20 protein-coding genes are annotated in these 23573 nt (G+C 49.0%); 13 read left to right on the forward strand and 7 right to left on the reverse strand.

What is annotated here, in order from left to right; all coding sequences use genetic code 11:
- Positions 1–55: 55 nt before the first annotated feature.
- Positions 56–1534 (reverse strand): IMP dehydrogenase, encoded by a 1479-nt coding sequence (gene guaB, locus E7745_RS07660; protein WP_107031563.1) that lies wholly within the window; start codon positions 1532–1534, stop codon positions 56–58.
- Positions 1535–1762: 228 nt separating this feature from the next.
- Between guaB and E7745_RS07665 the strand changes: the two genes are divergently transcribed.
- From E7745_RS07665 to E7745_RS07675, 3 genes are read left to right on the forward strand one after another with little or no spacing between them, the layout of a single operon-like run.
- Positions 1763–2542 carry a pyrroline-5-carboxylate reductase gene (locus E7745_RS07665; RefSeq protein WP_124075543.1) on the forward strand — a complete coding sequence of 260 codons (780 nt, stop codon included), beginning with the start codon at positions 1763–1765 and terminating at the stop codon, positions 2540–2542.
- Between the two features lie 22 nt (positions 2543–2564).
- Positions 2565–3656, forward strand: a complete 1092-nt coding sequence (gene proB, locus E7745_RS07670; protein ID WP_107031565.1) for a glutamate 5-kinase — start codon at positions 2565–2567, stop codon at positions 3654–3656.
- 48 nt (positions 3657–3704) lie between these two features.
- Entirely contained in the window at positions 3705–4958 is a 1254-nt protein-coding gene (locus tag E7745_RS07675) for a glutamate-5-semialdehyde dehydrogenase (protein WP_123399744.1), read from the forward strand.
- 141 nt (positions 4959–5099) lie between these two features.
- On the opposite strand, the gene glmM is transcribed toward E7745_RS07675, so the two are convergent.
- From glmM to E7745_RS07705, 6 genes are all read right to left on the reverse strand, one after another.
- The gene (gene glmM / locus E7745_RS07680) at positions 5100–6485 is read right to left on the reverse strand and encodes a phosphoglucosamine mutase (protein WP_107031567.1); all 1386 of its coding nucleotides are present in this window, start codon (positions 6483–6485) and stop codon (positions 5100–5102) included.
- An 8-nt stretch (positions 6486–6493) separates the two neighbouring features.
- Positions 6494–7177, reverse strand: a complete 684-nt coding sequence (locus E7745_RS07685; RefSeq protein ID WP_107031568.1) for a DUF4827 family protein — start codon at positions 7175–7177, stop codon at positions 6494–6496.
- Positions 7174–8223 carry a bifunctional oligoribonuclease/PAP phosphatase NrnA gene (locus E7745_RS07690; protein WP_123399746.1) on the reverse strand — a complete coding sequence of 350 codons (1050 nt, stop codon included), beginning with the start codon at positions 8221–8223 and terminating at the stop codon, positions 7174–7176. Before E7745_RS07690 ends, E7745_RS07685 begins: the two co-directional genes overlap by 4 nt.
- A 61-nt stretch (positions 8224–8284) precedes the next feature.
- Positions 8285–10447: a HAMP domain-containing sensor histidine kinase gene (locus E7745_RS07695; RefSeq protein WP_136408580.1), complete on the reverse strand. Its 2163-nt coding sequence runs from the start codon at positions 10445–10447 to the stop codon at positions 8285–8287.
- 57 nt (positions 10448–10504) lie between these two features.
- On the reverse strand, positions 10505–11179 hold the full coding sequence (locus E7745_RS07700) for an HAD family hydrolase (RefSeq protein WP_107031571.1): 675 nt from the start codon (positions 11177–11179) through the stop codon (positions 10505–10507).
- A gap of 66 nt (positions 11180–11245) precedes the next feature.
- The gene (locus E7745_RS07705) at positions 11246–13588 is read right to left on the reverse strand and encodes a BamA/TamA family outer membrane protein (RefSeq protein WP_240740266.1); all 2343 of its coding nucleotides are present in this window, start codon (positions 13586–13588) and stop codon (positions 11246–11248) included.
- A gap of 368 nt (positions 13589–13956) precedes the next feature.
- Between E7745_RS07705 and E7745_RS07710 the strand changes: the two genes are divergently transcribed.
- The 10 genes from E7745_RS07710 (at position 13957) to prmA (ending at position 23557) form a co-directional block, all read left to right on the forward strand.
- Positions 13957–15750: a hypothetical protein gene (locus E7745_RS07710; RefSeq protein WP_124075544.1), complete on the forward strand. Its 1794-nt coding sequence runs from the start codon at positions 13957–13959 to the stop codon at positions 15748–15750.
- Positions 15751–15817: 67 nt separating this feature from the next.
- On the forward strand, positions 15818–17149 hold the full coding sequence (locus E7745_RS07715; protein ID WP_136408581.1) for a DUF5723 family protein: 1332 nt from the start codon (positions 15818–15820) through the stop codon (positions 17147–17149).
- 208 nt (positions 17150–17357) lie between these two features.
- Positions 17358–18269: a hypothetical protein gene (locus E7745_RS07720; RefSeq protein WP_124075547.1), complete on the forward strand. Its 912-nt coding sequence runs from the start codon at positions 17358–17360 to the stop codon at positions 18267–18269.
- Between the two features lie 8 nt (positions 18270–18277).
- A complete protein-coding gene (locus E7745_RS07725; RefSeq protein WP_123398085.1) occupies positions 18278–18994 on the forward strand; it encodes an MgtC/SapB family protein in 717 nt (238 codons plus the stop codon).
- 32 nt (positions 18995–19026) lie between these two features.
- Complete coding sequence (locus tag E7745_RS07730) at positions 19027–21288, forward strand: cation:proton antiporter (protein ID WP_123611050.1); 2262 nt, start codon at positions 19027–19029, stop codon at positions 21286–21288.
- Between the two features lie 150 nt (positions 21289–21438).
- A complete protein-coding gene (locus tag E7745_RS07735; RefSeq protein WP_107031578.1) occupies positions 21439–21636 on the forward strand; it encodes a YtxH domain-containing protein in 198 nt (65 codons plus the stop codon).
- A gap of 46 nt (positions 21637–21682) precedes the next feature.
- On the forward strand, positions 21683–21880 hold the full coding sequence (locus E7745_RS07740; protein ID WP_107031579.1) for a YtxH domain-containing protein: 198 nt from the start codon (positions 21683–21685) through the stop codon (positions 21878–21880).
- Positions 21881–22032: 152 nt separating this feature from the next.
- Positions 22033–22377 carry a hypothetical protein gene (locus tag E7745_RS07745; RefSeq protein ID WP_107031580.1) on the forward strand — a complete coding sequence of 115 codons (345 nt, stop codon included), beginning with the start codon at positions 22033–22035 and terminating at the stop codon, positions 22375–22377.
- 10 nt (positions 22378–22387) lie between these two features.
- Positions 22388–22666, forward strand: a complete 279-nt coding sequence (locus E7745_RS07750) for a hypothetical protein (protein ID WP_136408582.1) — start codon at positions 22388–22390, stop codon at positions 22664–22666.
- A 45-nt stretch (positions 22667–22711) separates the two neighbouring features.
- On the forward strand, positions 22712–23557 hold the full coding sequence (prmA, locus tag E7745_RS07755) for a 50S ribosomal protein L11 methyltransferase (RefSeq protein WP_107031582.1): 846 nt from the start codon (positions 22712–22714) through the stop codon (positions 23555–23557).
- Positions 23558–23573 lie beyond the last annotated feature (16 nt).

The raw sequence follows: 23573 nt of genomic DNA on the forward strand, positions 1-23573 counted from the left end.
CAAAAGGATCTATAAACCTAATGCCGGAGTGCTGTTTTTGCAAGGATGATGTCGTTTATCTTGCCGATGCGCTATAGTTGGGGGCTTCGGATGTTATAGCCACATCGTGGGGATGGCTTTCTGCCACACCTGCATTTGTGATGCGGGTGAATTTGGCTTCGTGGAGGCGTTCGATGTCAGGCGCTCCGCAATAACCCATACCTGCACGCAGACCTCCGAGCATCTGATAGACAACTTCGTAGAGCAGGCCTTTGTATGGCACACGTGCTGCAATGCCTTCCGGCACGAGCTTCTTTGCATCTGTTTCGTTTGCTTGGAAGTAACGGTCTTTCGAGCCCTTTTCCATAGCTTCGAGCGAGCCCATGCCGCGATATGATTTGTATTTACGTCCGTTGTAGATGATGGTGTCGCCAGGCGATTCCTCAACGCCGGCAAGCATTCCGCCAAGCATTACGCTATAGGCGCCTGCGGCCAATGCTTTTACAATATCGCCTGAGTAGCGGATGCCGCCGTCGGCGATCAGGGGAACGCCTGTGCCCTTGAGAGCTTTCGCTACATCATAAACAGCGCTGAGCTGAGGCACACCTACACCGGCTATTACGCGGGTGGTGCAGATAGAGCCCGGACCGATGCCTACTTTCACGCCATCGGCGCCATTCTCTACAAGATATTTGGCGGCATCGCCTGTTGCGATATTGCCTACAACTACATCAATATGCGGATATTTCTCTTTGACAGCTTTAAGTACTCCTACTACTCCGCGGCTGTGGCCGTGGGCTGTGTCAATGACGATAGCATCTACTCCGGCCTCAACAAGAGCATCAACACGGTCCATAGAGTCACCGGTCACGCCTACACCTGCGGCAACGCGCAGACGGCCGAGTTTGTCTTTGCAGGCATTGGGCTTGTCTTTGGCTTTGGTAATGTCTTTATAGGTAACAAGACCGACAAGGCGGTTGTCTGAGTCGACCACCGGGAGTTTTTCGATCTTATGCTGCTGAAGTATGCGGGCAGCTTCTTCAAGGTTGGTTGACTGGTTGGTCACAACCAAATCGTCTTTAGTCATGACCTCGTCTATCGGGCGAAGAGGATTCTGCTCGAAGCGGAGGTCGCGGTTGGTGACAATGCCGACAAGTTTGCGGTCTTCATCGACAACAGGAATTCCGCCGATATGATACTCTTTCATCATGTTGAGGGCATCAGCGACAGTGCTGCCGCGACGAATGGTGACAGGGTCGTAGATCATGCCGTTTTCAGCACGTTTGACAGCGTGGACCTGACGGGCCTGCTCGGCGATCGACATATTCTTGTGGATAACACCGATGCCGCCTTCACGTGCTATGGCAATAGCCAAGGCTGCCTCGGTGACGGTGTCCATAGCGGCCGACACAAGGGGTACGTTCAGCGTAATGTTGCGGGAAAATCGGGTGGAAAGGTTCACTTCGCGCGGAAGCACTTCCGAATAAGCCGGAATAAGGAGGACATCATCGAATGTCAGTCCGTCCATTTTTACTCGATCAGCAATAAATGACATATAACGATTAAAATTTATTGCGTGCAAAGTTAATCAAAATTTTCCATTCAACTGATAATGTCCGGCCAAAAATATTTGTGCTTTCACCAATATTATTTACTTTTGCATTATGGATGTGCCGGTCAGTGGCATGTCTTGATTGTCGAGATACGACCTCGTCGGATCTGCTCCAGAGTCCTTAACGTTAAGAGTGTTATTAAACAACGACCTCTAAAAATACATTTCAATATGAAAATCGCTGTAATTGGTGCCGGTGCAATGGGTGGAGCTGTAGCTTCAGGTCTATGTGCCGCCGGGTGTGATTATAAAATTACGGTATCAAACCCTTCGCCTGGTCCTTTGAAGCCGTTAAAGGAAATGGGCATTGCGGTTACGTCAGACAACACAGTTGCTGTGCGCGATGCGGATATTGTGATCCTTGCGGTAAAGCCGTGGATAATTGAGTCGGTCATCGCAGAAATCAGACCTGTTCTCGATTATAACCGTCAGGCTGTGGCTGCGATTGTGGCAGGTGTGCCAGGGGCGCAATTGTGTGAATGGTTTTTGAAAGATTCCGAATTGCCTCAACTTATGATTGTCATGCCGAATACTGCAATGGAAGTTGGATCGTCAATGACCTTTATAGTTCCGGTTAATGCCGGTGAAGCATCGGTAAGCGCAGTGGAAGGCATATTCAATAGTCTTGGCACTTCAATGGTGATTGACGAGGCTCATCTGCCTGCGGCGACAGCTTTGGCTTCATGCGGCATCGCTTATGCCATGCGCTATGTCAGAGCGTCTGTTGAAGGCGGGGTAGAACTCGGTTTTAAAGCTTCACAGGCGCAGCAGATTGTCCTTGAGACACTCAAGGGGGCGGTGGCCTTGCTCCAGCGCCCCGGTTCACATCCGGAGAGTGAGATTGACAAAGTCACCACTCCCGGTGGACTGACAATCCGCGGACTGAATGAAATGGAACATGCCGGATTCACATCCTCTGTGGTCAGAGGGCTGAAAGCCTGCGTGAAGTGAAAAAAGAAAAGCATCAGATTCAATGAATAACGATATTGCAGATTCGCGCCGGATTGTGGTCAAGGTTGGAAGCAACGTGCTGACCCGCTCAGACGGCAAACCGAATGTCACAAACCTCTCGTCGCTCGTTGACCAGATCGCGGCCTTGCGTGGTCTCGGCCATGAGGTCATACTTGTTTCGAGTGGAGCAGTGGCCTGTGGCCGCGGGGTTTTGAAACCGCAGCGACAACTCGATGCTGTGGCCCAGCGTCAGCTTTATTCCTCGATAGGGCAGATACGTTTGATAAATCTTTACAACAGCCTTTTTTCGGAATATGGCTATGTGGTGGGGCAGGTGCTCACGCAGAAGGAAAATTTCGGCTCGCGTGAGTCATATCTCAATCAGCGCGCATGTATGCAGACAATGTTGGAAAACGGAGTCATACCGATTGTTAATGAAAATGACACGGCTTCTCTGACAGAACTGATGTTTACAGACAATGACGAACTTTCGGGGCTGATTGCGGCGATGATGGGTGCTGACGTGTTGATAATTTTATCTAATGTTGATGGCATTTATGACGGCTCACCTTCAGATCCTGCATCCAGACTAATTGAAAAGGTTGCGGCCGGAACAGATCTAAGTTCCTGTGTCGTATCCTCTAAAAGTGGTTTTGGCCGTGGCGGCATGGGGACAAAGTGTGGCATAGCCCGTAAACTTTCCGAAGAGGGTGTCACGGTTTATATAGCACGTGGAGACAGAGCGGATGTGCTTGTGGATCTGATCTGCCGTCCGCAGACTGTTCCCCACACCGAGTTTGAAGCTTGCCCGCAGACCGTCAGCAATATCAAGCGCTGGATAGCCCATAGCGGAAGTTTTGCCAAAGGTGTTATCCGGGTTGACGACAAGGCTGCCTCAATTCTTCGGAGCGACAAGGCTGTCAGCCTGCTTCCTGTCGGAGCTGTGTCGGCTGACGGTGACTGGGAGGAGGGCGACATTGTGACCTTGCTGACTGAAGCTGGTGAAACAATAGGCTATGGACGTGCCGCCGTTTCAGGTGCCGATGCAAAGAAAATGGCAGGCCGCCGTGGTGGCAGACCGCTTGTGCATTATGACTATCTTTTTATTGAATGAGCGGACTGATATCCGGATTCCGTCTCATAGTTTACATAATAGGTGCTTATGACAGAAGATTATAATGAAATATTCCGCCGGGTGAAAGATGCATCGCGGACAATTCCGTCACTGACTGACCGGGAACGGTCTGAAATCCTATGCAAGATTGCAGGTGAGATCGAAGAGTGTCAGGAACTGCTTCTTGCCGCCAATCAGAAAGACCTTGACCGTATGGACAGAACAAATCCTCTCTATGACCGCCTGCAGCTTAGTCCTGAAAGACTCGGTTCCATAGCGTCAGATATGCGGAATGTTGCGTCACTCTCATCTCCGCTTGGCGAGGAGATCGAGAGACGTACCCTACCGAACGGGTTGCTGATACGGCGTGTGCGTGTGCCGTTCGGAGTGATAGGCGTGATCTATGAAGCCAGGCCAAATGTCACATTTGACGTGTTCTCTCTGTGTTTTAAAAGTGGGAATGCCTGTGTGCTTAAAGGGGGGCGTGATGCAGAAAATTCAAATGAAGCAATAGTCTCACTGATCCGTCGGGTGCTTTCTGGCAATAACATTTCCCCCGATATTATCTCGCTTCTTCCTTCTACTCATGATGCTACCGGCGCGTTGCTGAATGCTGTCGGCTATGTGGATGTCTGTATTCCACGCGGAGGCCGCCGGCTTATAGATTTTGTCCGTGACAACGCGCGTGTGCCTGTGATTGAGACCGGAGCAGGGGTGGTCAGTGCGTATTTTGATAAATCCGGTGACCTGAAAATGGGATGTGATATAATAGCCAACGCCAAGACGCGCCGTGTGAGCGTGTGCAATGCGCTTGACACTTTGATTATCCACCGCGATCGTCTTTCAGATCTTCCGGTTTTGTGTGAGCGCCTTGCATTGAAGAATGTGCATATATATGCCGATGCCGAATCAATGTCTGTTTTGCGCGGATCCTATCCCGAATCCTTGCTGTCTCCGGCCGGCTGTGATACTTATGCGACCGAGTGGATGGATTATAAAATGGGTGTGAAAACTGTTGCTGATCTCAATGAGGCGATCAGGCATATTGCCGTCTATGGGTCCGGGCATAGTGAATGTATAATAACGGATGACGGCTCTGTGGCCGACAGATTTCAGCAGGAGGTCGATGCAGCATGTGTCTACGTCAATGCCCCGACCAGTTTTACTGACGGCGCGCAGTTCGGGCTTGGGGCTGAAATCGGCATCAGTACCCAGAAACTCGGACCGCGCGGACCTATGGGATTGCGGGAAATCACAACTTATCGTTATATGATCAACGGTAACGGTCAAGTGCGCCCCTGAGGGAGTAAAGAGGGCGTTGAAATGTGCAATTCCCTAAAATGCGGTTATTTCCGGCAGATCTGAAATAAACAGACGGCTGCGTTCCCAAATCGGAATACGCAGCTGTCTGTACTATCAGTTATTTATCGAAATTTTGCTTTGTCAGATCATTGAAGCGATTACATCTTTGATCTTCTGTGCAAGAGCGTCTGCCTCAGCCATTGTGGCAGCTTCACTATAGATGCGGATGATAGGTTCGGTATTGGACTTGCGAAGGTGAACCCACGAATCCTCAAAGTCGATCTTCACGCCGTCAATATCAGTGATCTGCTCGCCTGCGAATTTTTCCTTGACAGCTGCAAGGATTGCATCGACGTTGATTTCCGGAGTGAGTTCCATTTTGTTTTTGGCGATCTCATAAGCCGGGTAAGTCTTCTTAAGTTCGCTCACCTTCTTGCCGCTTTTGGCAAGGAGGGTAAGGAAGAGGGCTACGCCTACCAATGCGTCACGGCCATAGTGTGCTGCGGGATAGATGACACCGCCGTTGCCTTCGCCGCCGATGACAGCGCCTGTCTCTTTCATCTTTGTAGTTACATTGACCTCTCCGACTGCCGCTGCGGAATATTCACATCCGTGACGGTGTGTGACATCGCGTAATGCTCTTGAAGAACTGAGATTGGAGACTGTTGAACCCGGTGTGTGGGCGAGCACATAGTCAGCTATCGAGACAAGAGTATATTCTTCGACAAACATTTCTCCGTTCTCCATGACAATTGCAAGACGGTCCACGTCAGGATCGACAACGAAACCTACGTCAGCCACACCTTTGGCCATCAGTCCTGAGATCTCAGTCAGATTCTGAGGTATGGGTTCCGGTGTGTGGGCAAATTTGCCGTTGGGCTCACAGTTGAGTTCAACAATGTTTTTCACTCCGAGTGCGCGGAGTAGCTGGGGGATAACCACACCACCTACGGAGTTGACAGCGTCAACAGCCACTGTAAAGTTAGCTTTGCGGATAGCCTCCACATCAACAAGATCAAGTGCAAGCACCTGCTCTATATGGCGAAGATTATATGTATTGTTGGTGTATTCATGGCCGAGGTCATCGACTTCCGCGAAGGTGTAGGCTTCTTCTTCAGCTATGCGGAGCACCTCTTTGCCTTGCGCGTCATTCAGAAATTCTCCGTTTTCATTGAGAAGTTTCAGCGCGTTCCACTGTTTGGGATTGTGGCTTGCGGTAAGAATTATTCCGCCGCAGGCTTTTTCTGCGACAACCGCGATTTCAGTTGTCGGGGTGGAGGCCGGACCGATGTTGATCACATCGAAACCCATTGCGGTCAGAGTGCCGACAACTATGTCATTGACCATTTTGCCACTGAGGCGGGCGTCGCGGCCGACTACGATAGTGCGGTTTGTGCGGCTTGTGTTTGCTGCGATGAATGTTGCGTAAGCGGCGGTGAATTTTACAATGTCAAGTGGAGAGAGGCCGGTGCCGGGAGCTCCTCCGATTGTACCGCGGATTCCTGAAATGCTCTTGATGAGTGACATGAGTGCTATTAGATCATTGATTTATAATAAGTGATAGTGTAGAGGTAAGGGACAACGTATGACATATCGGTTTCCGGACCGGCTTGCGATTTGATTACGATGTTCACCTTTGAGTTGTAGCCAAGGAAATAGAGCGGGCGCTGGATGCCTGTTCCGTATTGGGTTGACTCGCTCACACTTGTATTTTCGAAAAGGAAAAATGTCGACTGGGAATTCATTGAGTCCGCATTGCCGGAGCCGATTAGAGTGTTGTCAGCTCCGACCACATAGTAGAACAGATTGTATCTGGTAAAGCGGAAGTAGACGCGGTCGTTTTTCTTTGGTTTTTCATCGGTACCGACAGAAATGACCTGCATGTAGACGTTTGAGTCATCGTCGATCCGATAATAAGGAGCGTCTTTTGACGGATCTTTTTCAAGAGAAGCCATTATCTCTACGATGGCCTGTTCGTAAGCGGCTTCGTCAGCTGCTGTCTGGCCTGATTCCTCATACATTTTTTCTGCGATGTCACGGCGGGAAATGAAAACTGAATCAGAAGGAACGTAATTGACCACGTGGTGGCGTACCAGAAAGTCGTTGACTACATAATTTTCATCAGCGAGAAGTTCTGCATAACTTTTTGAATCATCGCAGGAACTTGTCAGAAATGCAAGTGCGATAATGGCGAATATGGGGAAAATTAACTTTTTCATTGAAGATATTTGTCGTAAGTTGGAATAATTTCAAGTAGTTTCTGAAGTGCCTTGTCAAGAGGTCCGTTAAATTCGCCTCCGGCGGCATTTGTGTGCCCTCCGCCTCCGAAATGCTCTTCGCAGATGCGGCTGACTGAAAACTCTCCTTTGCTGCGCATTGAAACTTTCACGCAGTTTTTTGCATCTTCGCGCAGAAACACGGAGTAGGTGACCTCAGGCATTGAAAGCGGGATATTTACAAGTCCTTCGGTATCTCCTTTTGAATAGCCGAATTCTTTCAACTCATCCTCGCTGAGCATGATTACAGCGGCCCGGTGTGGCTGGAGAATCTGCATGCGGTATTGTGCAAACCCCATGATCCTGATCCTTGATTCGGATGATGTGTTCATCACAAGTTTATAGAGATTGTCTTTGTCAATCCCTTTGCGCATCAGGTCATGGATGATGAGATATAGATCGGGATCATTTGAATTGTAGGAGAAATTGCCGGTATCGGTCATCATGCCGGTATAGATGCAAGCGGCCGAGTTTCTGGTGAGATGACGTGTCCAGCCTGCTTGCCACATGAAGATATAAAGCAGGGCTGAAGTCGAAGATATTTCAGGGCGTGAAATTACTATCTCACCTTCTATCCGGGGATCAAGATGGTGGTCGATCACAACCTTTTTTGCCGGAGATTTGCTTATGGCATCAGACAATCGGTCGACCCGTGTAATGTCATTGAAGTCAAGACAGAATATGAGGTCGGCATCGGCAATCAGGTCATGGACGCGGTCTCCGTTGCGGGTAGCGGCAACTATTTCGCGTACGCCGGGCAGGAATTGCAGGCTTCGCGGAGCGCAGTCAGCTGTGACTACAGTTGCGTTTTTCCCAAGGGCCTTTAGGATGAACCAAAGTGCGCATGATGAGCCTAAGGCATCTCCATCAGGGCTTACGTGACAGGTGATGACAATGTTGCGAGAGGCCAATACGAATTGTTTGACCCGGTCGACAACCGCCGGATCAAGTTCTGTGAAAAAACGTGAATGTCTCTTGAATTCTGCCATAATGGTTGCAAAATTACAAAAAAATGACGGATTTTCAGTCTTGCGAAACGCTAAATATCATTTATTGTATTTTCAAGATTTTATTTTTTGGTAAAATCAGCAGGAAGCGGGCGCCTTTGGTGTAAGTTGTGTCCAGAATGACATCACCTCCAAGTATTCTTGCAAGCAAGCGCGAGATGGTCAGGCCAAGCCCTGCTCCTTGTGTCTCCTTGTCGAGTTTTACGAAGCGTTCGAAGATCAAATCTTTCTTATCGGCCTTTATGCCTATTCCGGTATCCGTTACGCTGAATGTCACTGTCTCTTTCTCGCTGTCAACGCTGTAAGCGAGCGTGATGCTTCCTTTCGGAGTGAATTTTGCAGCGTTAGTGAGCAGGTTCAGTAATATCTGGTGGACGCGTTGAGGGTCGGTAAACAGACATATGTAAGGCGAAGCTGTGTCAAACATGAGGGCTACGTCCGGACTGAGGCGGTGGCGCACGCCGTCAAGCACCATCGTACAGAGCGGACGCAGTTCGACCGGGCGGTTATGGACTGGTACGGACTCGCTGTCTATTTCAGAGATATGTAGCACATCATTTATGATTGTTGACAATAGTTCGCTGTTGAGTTCCACCAGTGAAGAGAAGCGTTCAAGATATTTCTTGTTTGAGGCATCAGAGCAATCTGTGATTAATTTGCAGTATTCATTGATGGCTTTGAGCGGAGCTTTGACTTCATAACTCATGTTTTTGATGAAGTCGGTTTTCATATAATTGGCTTTCTTGGCTTCATCACGGGCTTTGAGCAGATCTGATTTTGACTTTTCAAGATGGCTGCTTTCTGCTCTCAGTGCGCGGTTGCTCTTGTCAAGTGTGCGGGCGAGTTTCCGATTGTTGCGATAGAGTCTGAAAAGAATCACTACGGAGATCAGCAATATGAATATTGCGACAGCTGCAATCGCAACTATCATATACATGCTTTCAGCTTCGGCATTCTGTTTTTCAAGTTGGAGTTTGTCATAACTGTTGCGCATTTCGTATGAGTCATAAATGACCTGTAGCTCTTTATATTTCTCGTCGAGGCGTTCGCTCAGATATGATTCGAGCTTCTTGTTGTAGCGGCGCGAGGCTTCAAGCAGTGTCTCTTTATCATTGACGGCTTCGGCGCACTCGATTTCATTTCGCAGGAGCTGCATGAGTCTATAAGAACTGTTAGTCACATAGGGTGTATTGATGCAGTGCTTTATGTGTTCCAAGGCTTGCGCATAGTTCTTGATCGCCATGTTGTAGAAAATCTGTGGGCCGGGGTAATTTCTGTTTGTTTCTGCAACCTCCGGATTTTTAGCCACAAGCTGCATGGCGAGCTTATAGTACTTTTCTAATTCGGGCTGACTCAGTTTTGTGTGGTTTGACAGTATCCGCTGATAGATGACATAGCGAGAAGAGTCATAGTTGCGGAAATACCGCCCGCGGTCTTTATATTGTTTTTCCAATTGGCGGATTGCCTCCAGTGTCTTTCTGTCACATTGATATGCTTTTTCAAACTGGTTGGCCTGACTGTAGATAAGTGCGGCATGTACGTAATAGGCGTTATGAAGAGATATCGCTGATGCCGGCAACTGCTGGATCAGGGTGTCAAGCTTATCGACATAGCGGGTCAGCATGGCGTCGGAACCGGTGCGCGAGAGCATGGTGCAGATGGAGTGTAGCAATACAGCCTGATCGTATATATCTGTAGGTTGGTTAAGTGTATGCGTATTGATCAACTCCTGAAGCAATTCACGCCGTTTGGCTTCTGACGCGTGATTGGCCCGATGTATGTTTCGGGCAAAGCGCAGGAAAGTGCGGGTCTCTTTCAACTCGTCAGATGATGCGCGGTAGGGGCTGTCAACAGTCGGAGTGGGACCGTCATGATAGCTGAGGGTTTTGTTATATAGCTCCATCAGCATGGAGTCGTTAGCCAAATAGCGGTTGGCGAGTTGGCGGAGTATGTTGAGAGCGGCGCTGCTGTTGCCTGCACGGTTGGCGACATCGAATAGTTCCAGACCAAGCAGATTGCCATTGGCTCGTGGAAGCACGTCATATAGATTTTCCATGATCCAGAGAGAGTCTGCCGGGGTTTCGGCCTTAGACAGGCAAATGTAGAGAGAGTCGGCTATTTGTTTCTGAGTCTCCTCGGTGGTCGCGGTGCTGCGGACGGACAGAAGAAGAAACAGGCATGCAAGAAATATGTATTTTGTGCTCATGACGGTAGGAATGGTCGAGTGGTGGCGGTTTGTCGATTTTGATAGCTGCCGTGCCTGTCAGCTGTCAAGTCCCAGACCTGGGCGCTTGACAACGGTAATTATTTCATCCGGAGTGTTGACGATGTTGTCGGCGTGGTGGTCGCGCAGTTCTTTCACAGACCGGAATCCCCAGCTTACTCCGCATGAATCCACGCAGGCCCTGCGTGCGGTCTCCATATCGACTCCGGAATCACCCACGTATAATACTTTCGACTTTCGGGTCGGACATTTGGCCAGGATCTCAAAAACAATCGAAGGATCTGGCTTTGTCGGCACGCCTTCTTTCTGGCCTTCTACAGCACACCAGTTGATATCAGGGAAATAGTGACGGATCAGAGACACGACTGCTGCCTGGTATTTGTTTGATGCAACGGCTAATTTAAGCCCCATTGATTCGAGTTCTTTAAGCAGTTCAGGGATGCCGGGATAGGGTTTGGTCAGATCGGTTTTGTGCTCGTTGTAATATTCAGTGAATTTCTCAAGGACCTTGGCCACGGTTTCCGGTGTCTTGTCGTCTTCCGGCAGTGAGCGCTCAATCAGGCGCGTGATTCCGTTGCCGACAAATTTTGTGTATGAACTGAGATTGTGTTCTGGGTAGCCGAAAGATCTGAGCGCATAATTGGTTGCGGCACCAAGATCGGATATGGTGTCAAGCAGAGTTCCGTCGAGATCGAAAATGACGAGCTGTTTCATGCTGTTTGGTGATATGTTGATATTGACCGGGATTATCCGGTTTGTAATTGTCTGTTGAATGAGATGTCAGAATGGATAGCCTACGGCAAAATGGAATGTGGCGTCACGGTGCCAGTTCGGGTGGACTATGGGCCATCGTTCCTGGCCGGTTGCGGGGTTGTGGGCTTTCATGCCGAGGTCAAGACGCAAGAGGAAGTAAGTGAAGTCGAAGCGCAGGCCTAAGCCATAAGCGGCAGCGATCTGTTTCCAGAATGTGTCGAGATGGAACATGCCTCCCGGCTGGTTTTCGTAGTTGCGTATTGTCCATATGTTTCCGGCATCTACAAAGACTCCACCTTCAATTACCCAGAAAAGTTTGGAACGGTATTCGAGACTCAGATCAAGGCGGATGTCACCACACTGGTTGATGAAGTCAGTCACTGAATTGCGTGAGTCATAACTTCCGGGACCGAGTGTGCGGACTCCCCATCCTCTGACGCCGTTGGCTCCTCCTGCATAGAAGCGTTTTTCGAATGGTAGGACTGTCGAATTGCCGTAAGGCACACCAATGCCGGCTCCGGCGTGGAATGCGAGTGAGTGGCGCTGGTTGAAGTTGCGGGTGATAGCATAGTCCACCTCTCCTTTTACATATTGGGAATAGTTTATGCCGAACACATTGTAGGAACCGTTGTCTTTCCTTGCGTTTGAGAGTGATGAGATGGCATAAAGGAGGTTGCCGGCGGTTTCTACAGAAGCACGGAGGGTGTAGACTCTCGGCTGGAGAGTGTATTTTCGCAGCAGAGACGACGGTATCCTCTTGTTGGTGTAATAATAGCGGTATGCCATGCTCATGATGAAATGGTCCTCATAGCTGTAGCGCAGCAGTGGATTGTCAGGAGCTATCTGGTCAAGAAAGTCAAGAGTGCTTTCAGGCAGATAGACGTAATTGATGTCTATCAGGTCGAAATTGTGGCGTCGCGTGTTGTTGCGGTTTACCCATTTGTATTTCCATGCTGCGCCGGCTATTATTCGGGTGTATTCCGGCCGTTCCTGATAATTGAATGAGAGGGCGAACTCTGTGTCGACATTGAGTTTGTGTTTGACGCTCTGAGAGGCGAAGGGGAATTCAAATTTCGGGAAGGTAATGCCGATTTCTCCTGCATATTCTGTGTAACGGTCGTTGATCAGGCCGTTGAACTTGCCTGAAAGGCTTTCGTAATTCATGCGCAGGCGGGCTGTCAGAAGCTGAGACCCCTTGGCGAGATTGCGGTGCTGGTATGTGGCTCCAAGCCCGAAGCCGAAATCACCTTCCGAGTTTGTGCCTTCGACGTCGAATGTGACTGACTGTTTTTTGCTTCGTGCAAGCAGGATGTAGGCATCCAGTTCATGCCGCCCGTTTTCGCTCCCGGTCGGAACTAATTCGATGTTTATTGATTTCAGTATGCCTAGCCTGGCGAGGGCTTCGTATGTACGGTCTACATCCGAGGCCCGGTAGAGGCTGCCGGGAGTTATAAAGCATTTTTGCTGTAGGATTCCCGGTTTCAGATAATGGTCTTTGCCGTAGATGACAGTGATGTCTTTATAGACAACAGTGTCACCTGCGATATCTGATGATGAGTTGTAGCCGGAATTGCTTGTAACGAAATATACCTTGTTTATATAATATATATTGTGATTTGTCGTGCTGTCGGCTGGCTGTGGTTTGTTGGCTGAGTTTCTGGGAGCCCGGACTGTAAGGGTGAGATCTACATCCTTATTGAATTCAGATGTATCGGCATAGAAAGTGATATATTCCTTGTTGAAGGAATAATATCCGTGCTCGCGGAGTCTTTGGGTGATAAGTGCGCGTTCGGAATCAAGATTGTCGCGGTCAAAGCGATCGCCAGGATGGATTGAGAACTGGGCGGAGTCGGCAAGAATCAGTTTTCTGACTGCTGAATCGGGAATTTCATGGCGAATAATCGCAATGCGTCTGGGCTCACCGGTGTTAATTTTATAGGCGACCTTGATTTTCTTTTCAGCCGGCATCATCATGGTGTCAGCAGTTACTTCTGCTTCAAGATAGCCACGGTTCACAAGAGCGAGCCTGAGTTGCCTTACAGATGCGTCGGTAAGCGATTGAGAATATATGACCGGAGCCTGCCCCATGCGACGCACCCAGCGGTTATACCATTTTGTCGAGTCTTTGCCTGACAGGTTATAGGTGCCTAACTGGAGTTTCCAGAAGCCTAACACCTCATGGTTCGGCGACTGTTTCAAATAGTTTATCAGATCATGGCTACTTACGGATTTATCGCCGGAAATCTCAATGCTGACATCGTCGAGCATGTATTTGCCGCGTGGCACATGACGGGTCGCACTGCAACTCCACAAGGTAATGAGAGCACACAGCGAGACAATGGTCATCAGGATTTGCGATTTTCTACGCATATTAGTGTACAAAATTACATTTCCCTGCTCAAATAACCAAGCCGAAGGCTTAAAATCGCAGTCAGCGCAGGCTGCTTAACCCGCCGGGAGCGATAAAAACATACAGTTTAATATTTAATTGCGAAAAATATTGTTGGGTATTGTGAAAATTTGTATTTTTGCACCACTTTTCCGATAATTCACACACAATATAATATCCGGCAAAGTCCAAGTGACTGATTTAACTGATTTTTTTGTTGACTTTACTCCGATTGCAGAGTGGATTCTTTATCTGATATTATTGCATCGGCCTGATAACCGGTTAAACACAAGGTTTTGCATGGATGTCATATATGGATTTAAATGACACCAATCATTATTTTAGACATATGTACAAATCCCTTTCACGACTGTCATTGACTGCCGTTGCCGTGGCATCTATGCCATTGACCGCATGTATTGATGACAATTACGACCTCTCGGACATTGACACAACCGCCGAGATCAAGGTGAACAATCTTGTTGTTCCTGTCAATCTTGACGAGATAACTCTGTCAAATGTGTTTGATCTTGATGACGAAAGTGTGGTCAAGGAAGTCGACGGCATATATGCAGTGCTTGTCGATGGAGAATTCAAATCTGAAGACCTCAAGGTCAATCCTGTCTCGCTTGCCCGTCCGTTCATCCCTGACGCATCAACCACAATTTCTCTTGTCAACGGAAATACCGACATCGTTATCCCTCCGCTGGGCATCGGGGAGCAGAGTTTTACTTATAGTATAGAAGGCTTCAATACATCGTTTACCTATACGTCAGCAACTGTCGACAAAAGCATCCGTTCGTTGTCAAAGATCGCTGTCGACTGGACCATTGATATCACCCTTAGTGTGCTTAATAGTGGAAAAGCATTCAAATCAGTGGCATTCCGCAATCTATATCTGAAACTTCCTGTCGGTCTTCATACGCCGGACTACGTTTCAGATAACGGAATCATATATCTGTCTGACATCAACCTCAGTTCAGGTGTCATGAGCCATAAGGTAACCATCCGGGTGGATGAAATTGACTTTGCAAAACTTGCTGGTCAGGGTCTCTATTCTTTTGTCCCGGATACTTCCGGTAAGAATCCCGGAACTCTCACCATCCGCGGAAGCATCGGGGTTGAGGACGGATATGTGGTTGCCGTGACAAACAATAACATATCTTCAGTCCCGACTCAGACCACTCTGACTCTTTCTTCTGTCGGATCTGACATAACAGTGAATGCTGTTGACGGTGAGATCTGTTATAGCATCAGCGATTTCAACGTCGATCCCGTAGCGCTCAATGATCTGCCTGATCTTCTGCGTCAGGACGAGACCAATATCACTATGGCCAACCCTCAGCTCTATCTTTCGATCAACAACCCCCTTGCAGGCTACAGCCTAGATGCAAGCAGCGGCCTTACCCTTACCGCATGTCGTGAAGACGGTAGCCGCAAGCCTTATTCTCTTGATGCAGGCGAGTTGATCAATATAGGCCATAATGCGGGCATTGCCGGACCTTACAAATTCTGTCTTGCACCTGATCCCTCGGCCGCAGGTTCGTTCGAAGGTTTTGCCAATGCTGTTCCGGTGCGCTATCAAGGGCTTGGCAATGTGCTCAGCGGCAACGGTCTTCCTTCAACTATCGAAGTGTCGTTTGATGATCCAAAAGTGGGCCCTGGCAAGGTTTCCAACTTTGCTGTTCCCCAGACACTTCAGAAGCTTGAGGGTGTTTATAAGTTCTATGCGCCGCTAAATCTTGGCGTAAATTCAAAAATCGTTTATGACGAAGTGACTGACGGCTGGAGTGACGAGACTCTTGACAAGGTTACAATTGAGAAACTCAAGTTAGGTGCCACAGTGTCAAACTCTCTGCCATTCGATATTGTTCTGTCCGGATATCCGGTTGATGAGCAGGGAAATCAGTGTAAGGATCTCGCCACTGGCAAACCTGTGGGCCTCGGCAGTATTACAGTGAGAGCCGGCGAGACATCCTCCATAGAACTCGAAAGCACAGGAACGATAACTGGCCTTGACGGTGTCCGCTATTTCGCTACAGCCGTAGTGACAAAAGACGGTGTCACTCTCCGTCCGGATGACACTATAAAGCTGACAGGCATCAAAGCAACTGTTTCAGGCTTCTATATTGACGAACTTTAACCTCAACCATACCCTTAAAAACATAGTAAGAAATGAAATCCAATATAAAAAATCTGGCCGGATGGGGATGGCTGCGGTTATAGCCCTGTTTCCCGCAGGCCTTTATGCCCAGAATCTTCAGTCGGGATATTTTGATGACAATTACCTCTATCGTTTCCAGTCAAACCCGGCGTTCGGCAATGAGGGTCACGGTTTTGTGGCTATGCCCGGAATCGGCAACCTTAATGTAGCCACTAACGGAACAATCGGTATCAACCACATACTCTATAACGTCAACGGTCAGACCACCACTTTCCTTAACCCGGAAGTGAGCGCCTCGAAAGTGCTTGACGGGCTCAAAGACAAGAGCCGCCTTGGTGTAAGTCTGCGTGAGACTGTAATTGCGTTCGGATTCAGCGGCCTCGGTGGCTACAACACAGTGAGCGTGAATGCCCGTGCCGATGTAGGCGTGGCTCTGCCGAAAGATATATTCCGTCTGGCAAAACAAGGTGTCGAAAACTCCACCTATGATCTTTCAGATCTCAATGTGCGCGGAGCCGGATGGGCTGAAATCGCACTCGGTCACTCTCGTCAGATCAATGAGAAACTCCGCGTAGGAGCTACTCTCAAGCTTCTTGTGGGCGTCGGCTCTGTAGAGACCAATATCAATTCTGCCAAACTTCAGCTGCGCGAGGATACCTGGGTGGCCAATGTAGATGCCGAACTGCAGGGAAGCCTCAAGAACCTGAAGTATAAGACAAAATACAATGAAGATACTCACCGCGATTATGTCAACGGCGTTGAGGTCGAGGATTTCTCGCCTGTCAGCGGCTATGGCGCGGCTGTTGATCTCGGTGCCGTATATCGTCTCAACGACGACTGGGAATTCTCCGCTTCGCTTCTTGACCTCGGTTTCATCTCATGGAACAACAACCATGTGGCCTCGACCAATGGCAATCAGCAGGTAGTCACAGACGAATACACATTCAACGTCGACAACAATGACACATGGGACGAATTCAAGGACAATCTCTCCATGCTCTATCAGCTCGAAGACCTTGGCGACACCGGCAGCCGCACGTCAGGCATCGGTGCTACGATGAATATCGGCGCCCAGTACACTCTTCCGGTCTACCGTCGTGCAAAGTTTGGATTTCTGAACACAACCCGTGTCAACGGTCCGTTCACCTGGACTGACTTCCGTCTGTCAGCAAACGTAGAGCCGGTAAAATGTCTTTCAGCAGGTGTCAATTTCGGTGTTGGTACTTTCGGCGCGTCATTCGGCTGGATAGTCAACCTGAAAGTTCCAGGCTTTAATCTGTTTGTCGCTTCTGACCGCACTCCCTGCAAACTTGCAAAGCAGGGTGTTCCCCTCAATTCAAACGCTAACGTTAATTTGGGCATGAATATTCCGTTCTAACAGGCTGATCACAGACTCATATTGTCCCCGGCATGTGTGGCTTTGGCTGCATATGCCGGGGATTTCGTTTTGGCAGACTGTCTGGCGGCCACCATTTTAGATGCGGGTTGGAATTTGGATTTGTTTTTTTAGCAAGGGTTTAGTAATTTTGCAAAATTTCAAAGGAGAACCTCTTAAAAACAAGTATAAAAATTTTATAGACAGCAATATGAAAGGTAAGATGTCGCCGATGATCATTCTGATCATAGTCCTGGCAATTCTTTTGCTTATCGCCGTAGGGTTTGGAGTCACACAGGTGGCTTCTCTCAAATCAGAAGTGAATGAAGCCCGTCTTCAGAATGAAGAACTGCAGCTTCAGAACGAGCAGCTTCAGCTCTCCAGTGAGTTTGATATGCTTAATGCCGAGTTTCAGCAGTATGAAGACCAGGCCCAGCGTCTGGCCAACGATACCATTCTTGCTAAATATACCGCAGCCAAAGCCAAGGTTGAAGAGCTCATGAAAGAGCTTAAGAGCGAGAAAGTAAAGTCTCAGGCCCGTATCAATGAACTTCAGAACGAAATCTCAACACTCAAGGGGCTTCTCCGTCACTACATAGCTCAGATTGACTCACTGAATAAGGAAAACGCCGGTCTGCGCGCTGAAAATCAGGAGATCAAGGATCAGAACCAGCGCCTGTCATCGCAGGTGCAGGAGGTCACTCGCAACAATGAGACTCTCAGCGAGCGTATGACACTCGCCGAAAAACTCAATGTCACGGGTGTGACTCTTACGGCACTTAAGAAAAACGGCAAAGTTGAGAAAAACGTGACCAAGGCCAAGCAGCTGATGGTGACATTTACTATACCCCAGAACAACTCCACTCCTGTAGGGGAGAAAGTTATCTATCTGCGCATCGTGAATCCGGAAGGTCAGTTGCTCGGTGGTGCCGGTTCGTTCTCGTTCGAAGGCAAATCAGTGCCGTGCAGTGCACGCAAGAGCATCGAATATGCCGGCGATGAGATTGCCGGAATCAAAATTTACTGGGATGTGAACACAACTCTGACCCCCGGAGACTATACCGTGGAACTGTTCACTGACGGCTATCGTCTCAGCTCACGCCACTTCACATTGAAAAAATAATAGGGGAGATGGAGCATTTCTGGCAATCGATAGACAATGTAGAATTGACCCCTCTGACAGCGATTCTTCGCATAGTGGCCAGTCTGCTGCTTGGCAGCCTGATCGGGATCGAGCGTAAGCGCAAAGGGCAGATGGCCGGGGTGCGCACATTCTCGCTCATCTCGATGGGAGCCTGTATTGCCATGATGCTTTCAATTTACGTCTGCCAGGAAACGGTCGGACTGCTGCGTGGCGATCCGAGCCGTATCGCGGCTCAGGTTTTGTCAGGTATCGGTTTCCTTGGCGCCGGCACAATAATCCAGATGAAAGGCTCGGTCCGCGGTCTGACCACCGCCGCCGGCATATGGATTATCGCCACGATAGGCATGGCTGTAGGGTGTGGCCTTTACCTGATCGCATTCGTGGCTACGCTGCTGGTGCTTTTCGTGCTGACGATTCTCGAACAGATCGAACATCGGGTCAACGTTGGGAATGAAGCGCGAACAATCCGGCTGAAAGTCAAAGGAATCGTGAAATCAATAGAGCCGTATCGCGATGTGCTTGCACGTTACAATATCCATCTCTCACGTGTGTATGTGGAATATGACTACGAAGCATCCACAACGCGGCTTAATCTGCTGATCCTTATCCGTGAGCACTCTGATTTTATCGAGGTCTTCTCGGCTCTCCATGACCTGCGCCCCACAATCTCCATATCTCTGTCAAATCAGGCTGATCTGAGCTGACACCAGTCAATACGACAATTCGCCTCTTACGCATGTTACTGAATCTTATTCTTGCCAATGCCACACAGGTGACTGAGGCTTTCAATGTAGAGGGCCTGATCCGCGATCTGGCCTTTCTGCTTATACTCGGTGCTGTAACCACCCTTCTGTTCAAGTGGCTTAAACAGCCGGTGGTTCTCGGTTATATAGTAGCGGGATTTCTTGCCAGCCCGAATTTTGAATATCTGCCGTCTGTAACCACAGAGGATAATATCGAATTCTGGGCCCAGTTGGGCATTGTGGTGCTGCTTTTCTCGCTCGGTCTGGAATTCAGTTTCAAAAAGCTTGTGAATGCCGGAGGGTCGGCTGTGGTGACGGCTCTGTTTATTGTCTGCGGCATGATGGGCGCGGGCTTTGCCGTAGGGCATATGCTCGGTTTTTCTCATATTAACAGTCTGTTTCTTGGAGGCATGCTGTCAATGTCTTCCACCACTATTATAATAAAGGCGTTCACAGACCTGAATCTGCGTCACCGCAAATTTGCCTCGCTGGTATTTGCCGTGCTTATTGTGGAAGATCTTTTTGCCGTGCTGATGATGGTGGTGCTCTCGTCAATAGCTATTAACAGCAGCGTAGAGGGCGGAGAAATGCTCTACAGCGTCAGCAAACTTGCATTCTTCCTGATCATCTGGTTTGTTGTCGGAGTCTTCGCGTTGCCGTCTTTGCTCAATTCCCAGCGCCGATTTCTGAATTCCGAAACCTTGTTGATCATATCAATGGGGTTGTGTCTTGGCATGGCTGTATTCTCGGTTGCCTGCGGTTTTTCCCTGGCACTCGGAGCTTTTGTGATGGGGTCGATTCTCGCCGGCACAAGTTTTGCCGAGCGCATCGAACGTGTCACCATTCCGGTCAAAGACCTTTTCGGCTCGATATTCTTTATTTCAGTGGGCATGATGGTTGATCCGGCTATCATCGCACATTATTGGCTTCCGATCCTGATTCTGTCGGCTGTGGTTATCTGCGGTATGATCTTTTTCGGTACAACCGGCATGTTGCTGACCGGTCAGTCATTGCGGGTGGCCATTGAATCCGGATTTTCGCTTACTCAGATCGGTGAGTTCGCCTTCATCATCGCATCTCTCGGCATGTCGCTTGGAGTCCTTGATGCGCAGATCTATCCTATTGTAGTAGCCGTTTCGGTGGTCACAACCTTTACCACTCCTTATTTTATCCGTATGGCCGATCCGACCGCCAATTTTGTGGAAGCGCATCTGCCAAGACGCCTGCACTTCCTCATTAACCGCTACACAGAGGAGGCTACAACTTCAGCCAGTGCCACCCGTCAGCTCTGGCATTCACTTTTCAAACGTTATCTCTGGCGCGTGGTCCTGTATTCGATAGTGCTCATAGCCATGTCGCTGATTTCGCTTGATTATATAGTGCCTACATTCACCGGACTCTTCCCGAACTGGGGGCGCCTGTTTGCTACCGTGGTTTCACTGCTTCTCATGGCTCCCTTCTTGCTGGCCATGACCTATCCGGCATCAAAGAAGACCGAGCGCGAGCGCCTGATCGCGGCCAATGCCCGGTATGACGTGCCTTTGATCGTCATGACCATAGTGCGTCTGCTTATAGCCATGACAATTCTCGTTTATCTTCTCAGCTCGATCTACTCGATGAAGGTGGGATGGACCATAGGGGTAGGGCTGTTCTTCATACTCGTTTTATCGTTTTCCAAATCAGCCCATAAGCGCATGGTCCGCATCGAATCGCGTTTCATCGACAATCTCAACGAGCGTGAGCTGCGGCGTAGCGGAGCCAAAAACCGCCTGGTGCCCAATATGCACCTTGCCTATATGACAGTCGGCTATAAATGTCCATTTGTCGGCGAACAGTTGAAAAACTCTGGGTTGCGCAGCCGTTTCGGCGTTTCGGTAGCCTCGATTCAGCGAGGTGGTGATCTGATAATGGTTCCCGGTGCTGAGGAACGGGTTTTCCCCGGTGACGTGCTTGGCGTGATAGGTACGGATGACGAGATTCAGAAACTGCTGCCGGTTGTGGAGGCTGCTGACGATGAAGCTCCTGAAGTCTCGGCAGATGACATCCGGCTGACAGGAGTCCGCCTGAAAGCCTCTTCGCCCCTGATAGGAAAGACGATAGTCAGTTCGAATTTCCGAAACGTCTGGGAGTCACTGCTTGTGTCAGTCCAGCGTGACGGCGATTACCTTCAGCCAGATCCATCAATCGTTTTTTCGGAGGGTGACACGATCTGGGCTGTAGGCTCTGTAAAGCGTCTTGCCGATATTGAGGGCTGATAATTTGCAAACTCGGTGGAAACATTGTAACTTAGAGGCGTAAAAATGATTGCAGACATGAAAATTATCAGACCCACCGGTGAACCATCCGGCCTGACGGTTGTTTAAAAATTGTAAATCGAAACATAACCCCTCAAATAGATAAAAGAAATGAAAGCATTAAACATTGTTCTCGCAGTTATCGGCGGCGCTGTTGCCGGCGCTACAGTTGGTCTTCTCCTTGCTCCTGAAAAGGGCGAAAAGACTCGTCGCAACATAGTGAAGTATCTTGAAAGCAAAGGCATCAAGCTTCAGAAGAGCAAACTCGAAGAACTGGCTGACGAAATCGCTGAAGAGATCGAAAAGTAAATCAATAATATTCAGTACAAAACTCTGTTAACACCCTAATAGTATTATGTCAAATCTGTCATTGCTCTATGCTTTTATCGGAGGCGCTATCGTCGGTGCCGGAGCCGCTGTGCTTTTTGCTCCTGAAAAGGGTGAGGATATCCGTGCGCGTATCGCCGATCTTCTCCGCAAAAAAGGTATCATTTGCTCTGATAATGAGATTGATGCTCTTGTCGAACAGCTCACCACTGAGATTGACGACTGATCCGTCTATCGAATTTTCATTGCCGCTGCATCATGGCAGCATAAACGCGTAGCTTTGTCGCCCCGCTGACTTCCGCTGAGACTGTGGGGCGACCAAGTGTCGCGAGTTCATCACTCTCTTACACTGTGCGTTATTTCGCACATTTATCATCTATGCCCGACAAACAACAGAATCAGTTCAGTGTGCTGTGGGCTGAATTGCGCTCCGCACTGAAGTTAAACATAGACTATGCCAGACTGACGGCAGCCGAAAAGCTTACCATGCTTCTTACAATGCTGTCATTCTCCTTGTTGGCATTTGTCCTCATTTCTCTGATCATGTTTTTTCTATCACTCGCAGTGGTGCGTTGTATCGCTACCGGGGTAGGCATGATCTGGGCTTATTTTATAATGTGTGGCTTCTATGTGCTTCTGCTTGCTGTGGCTCTCGCATTCAGAAAGCAGCTGATCATAAATCCGATTGCCCGTTTCGTTTCACGTCTTTTCTTCAATCCCTGACATCACAGTTATGAGTACAGCAAAGGAACTCCCTCACGAAAAAGCCGAATGGAAGGGCTATACACTTGATGAACTTCGCTATATGCGGGCCTATACTGCCGCCCGTATCGAAATCAGCCGTGACCGGCTGAAACGCAACTTCACCGGACTGAAAAAAGTCAATCCGGTGAAATCAGGGGGCATGCTTGGTAAGGTTCTTGGCACTCTCAGCTATCTTGACATAGCTCTTGTTACTTTCCGCCTCGGAAGCAAGGCATTCAAGGTAATGCGTTGGTTCAAACGAAAATAAACTATCATAATATAAACAAACAGAATAAACAAAGAACACTCTGAAGTGAACGATTACATAGAACTGCGTCTCGATGCAACCCCGTGTGACGAGACCCGTACCGATATTCTTGCCGCCCTGCTTGCCCAAGCAGGGTTTGAAAGTTTTGTGCCGGATGAAACCGGACTGACCGCATATATAAAGGCCGAACTTTTTGACCACAGAGAAATTGATTCCCTTTTGGCTGATTTCCCTATGGAGACCGCGTTTACAGTCAGCCGGAAACTTGTAGAGGGGCAGGACTGGAATAAGGAATGGGAGAAAAACTACTTTCAGCCGATCGTGATTGATGACCAGTGTGTCATCCACAGCTCTTTCCACAAAGACATTCCCGAATGCCGCTATGATATTGTCATAGACCCCAAGATGGCTTTCGGAACCGGCCACCATGCCACTACTTCGCTTGTCATCCGCCAGTTGCTTGCCATGAACCTCCAGGGGCTCAATGTGGTTGACATGGGCACAGGCACCGGAATTCTTGCCATCCTCGCAACCATGCGAGGCGCCCGCCGGGTAGATGCGGTGGAGATTGATGAATTCGCCTTTACAAACGCGGTGGAGAACATGCGTCTGAATTCCACTGAAACCGTTGAACTCCATCTCGGAGATGTTGCAGAACTTGCAAAGGTAAGGAATGTGAACCTGTTCATTGCCAATATCAACCGCAACATCATCACCGCAGACATTGCAGCCTATGCGGCCACTCTTGCCTCCGGAGCTACAATGCTGCTGAGCGGATTCTATGAAGAGGATATTCCCGTTATCATGTCAGCCGCCGAACCCCTCGGTCTTACCTATAAATCACACACTACCCTCAACCGCTGGTGCTGCCTGAAACTTTGCACAGCTTGAGCCAATCATTGCTAAA

The organism is Duncaniella sp. C9, from assembly GCF_004803935.1.
GTDB classification, from domain to species: Bacteria; Bacteroidota; Bacteroidia; order Bacteroidales; family Muribaculaceae; genus Duncaniella; species Duncaniella muris.

Coding starts and splice junctions, on each gene's coding strand:
- guaB (WP_107031563.1), bottom strand. CDS start 1,534: ATGTCATTTATTGCTGATCGAGTAAAAATGGACGGACTGACATTCGAT.
- E7745_RS07665 (WP_124075543.1), top strand. CDS start 1,763: ATGAAAATCGCTGTAATTGGTGCCGGTGCAATGGGTGGAGCTGTAGCT.
- proB (WP_107031565.1), top strand. CDS start 2,565: ATGAATAACGATATTGCAGATTCGCGCCGGATTGTGGTCAAGGTTGGA.
- E7745_RS07675 (WP_123399744.1), top strand. CDS start 3,705: ATGACAGAAGATTATAATGAAATATTCCGCCGGGTGAAAGATGCATCG.
- glmM (WP_107031567.1), bottom strand. CDS start 6,485: ATGTCACTCATCAAGAGCATTTCAGGAATCCGCGGTACAATCGGAGGA.
- E7745_RS07685 (WP_107031568.1), bottom strand. CDS start 7,177: ATGAAAAAGTTAATTTTCCCCATATTCGCCATTATCGCACTTGCATTT.
- E7745_RS07690 (WP_123399746.1), bottom strand. CDS start 8,223: ATGGCAGAATTCAAGAGACATTCACGTTTTTTCACAGAACTTGATCCG.
- E7745_RS07695 (WP_136408580.1), bottom strand. CDS start 10,447: ATGAGCACAAAATACATATTTCTTGCATGCCTGTTTCTTCTTCTGTCC.
- E7745_RS07700 (WP_107031571.1), bottom strand. CDS start 11,179: ATGAAACAGCTCGTCATTTTCGATCTCGACGGAACTCTGCTTGACACC.
- E7745_RS07705 (WP_240740266.1), bottom strand. CDS start 13,588: ATGCGTAGAAAATCGCAAATCCTGATGACCATTGTCTCGCTGTGTGCT.
- E7745_RS07710 (WP_124075544.1), top strand. CDS start 13,957: ATGTACAAATCCCTTTCACGACTGTCATTGACTGCCGTTGCCGTGGCA.
- E7745_RS07715 (WP_136408581.1), top strand. CDS start 15,818: ATGGCTGCGGTTATAGCCCTGTTTCCCGCAGGCCTTTATGCCCAGAAT.
- E7745_RS07720 (WP_124075547.1), top strand. CDS start 17,358: ATGAAAGGTAAGATGTCGCCGATGATCATTCTGATCATAGTCCTGGCA.
- E7745_RS07725 (WP_123398085.1), top strand. CDS start 18,278: ATGGAGCATTTCTGGCAATCGATAGACAATGTAGAATTGACCCCTCTG.
- E7745_RS07730 (WP_123611050.1), top strand. CDS start 19,027: ATGTTACTGAATCTTATTCTTGCCAATGCCACACAGGTGACTGAGGCT.
- E7745_RS07735 (WP_107031578.1), top strand. CDS start 21,439: ATGAAAGCATTAAACATTGTTCTCGCAGTTATCGGCGGCGCTGTTGCC.
- E7745_RS07740 (WP_107031579.1), top strand. CDS start 21,683: ATGTCAAATCTGTCATTGCTCTATGCTTTTATCGGAGGCGCTATCGTC.
- E7745_RS07745 (WP_107031580.1), top strand. CDS start 22,033: ATGCCCGACAAACAACAGAATCAGTTCAGTGTGCTGTGGGCTGAATTG.
- E7745_RS07750 (WP_136408582.1), top strand. CDS start 22,388: ATGAGTACAGCAAAGGAACTCCCTCACGAAAAAGCCGAATGGAAGGGC.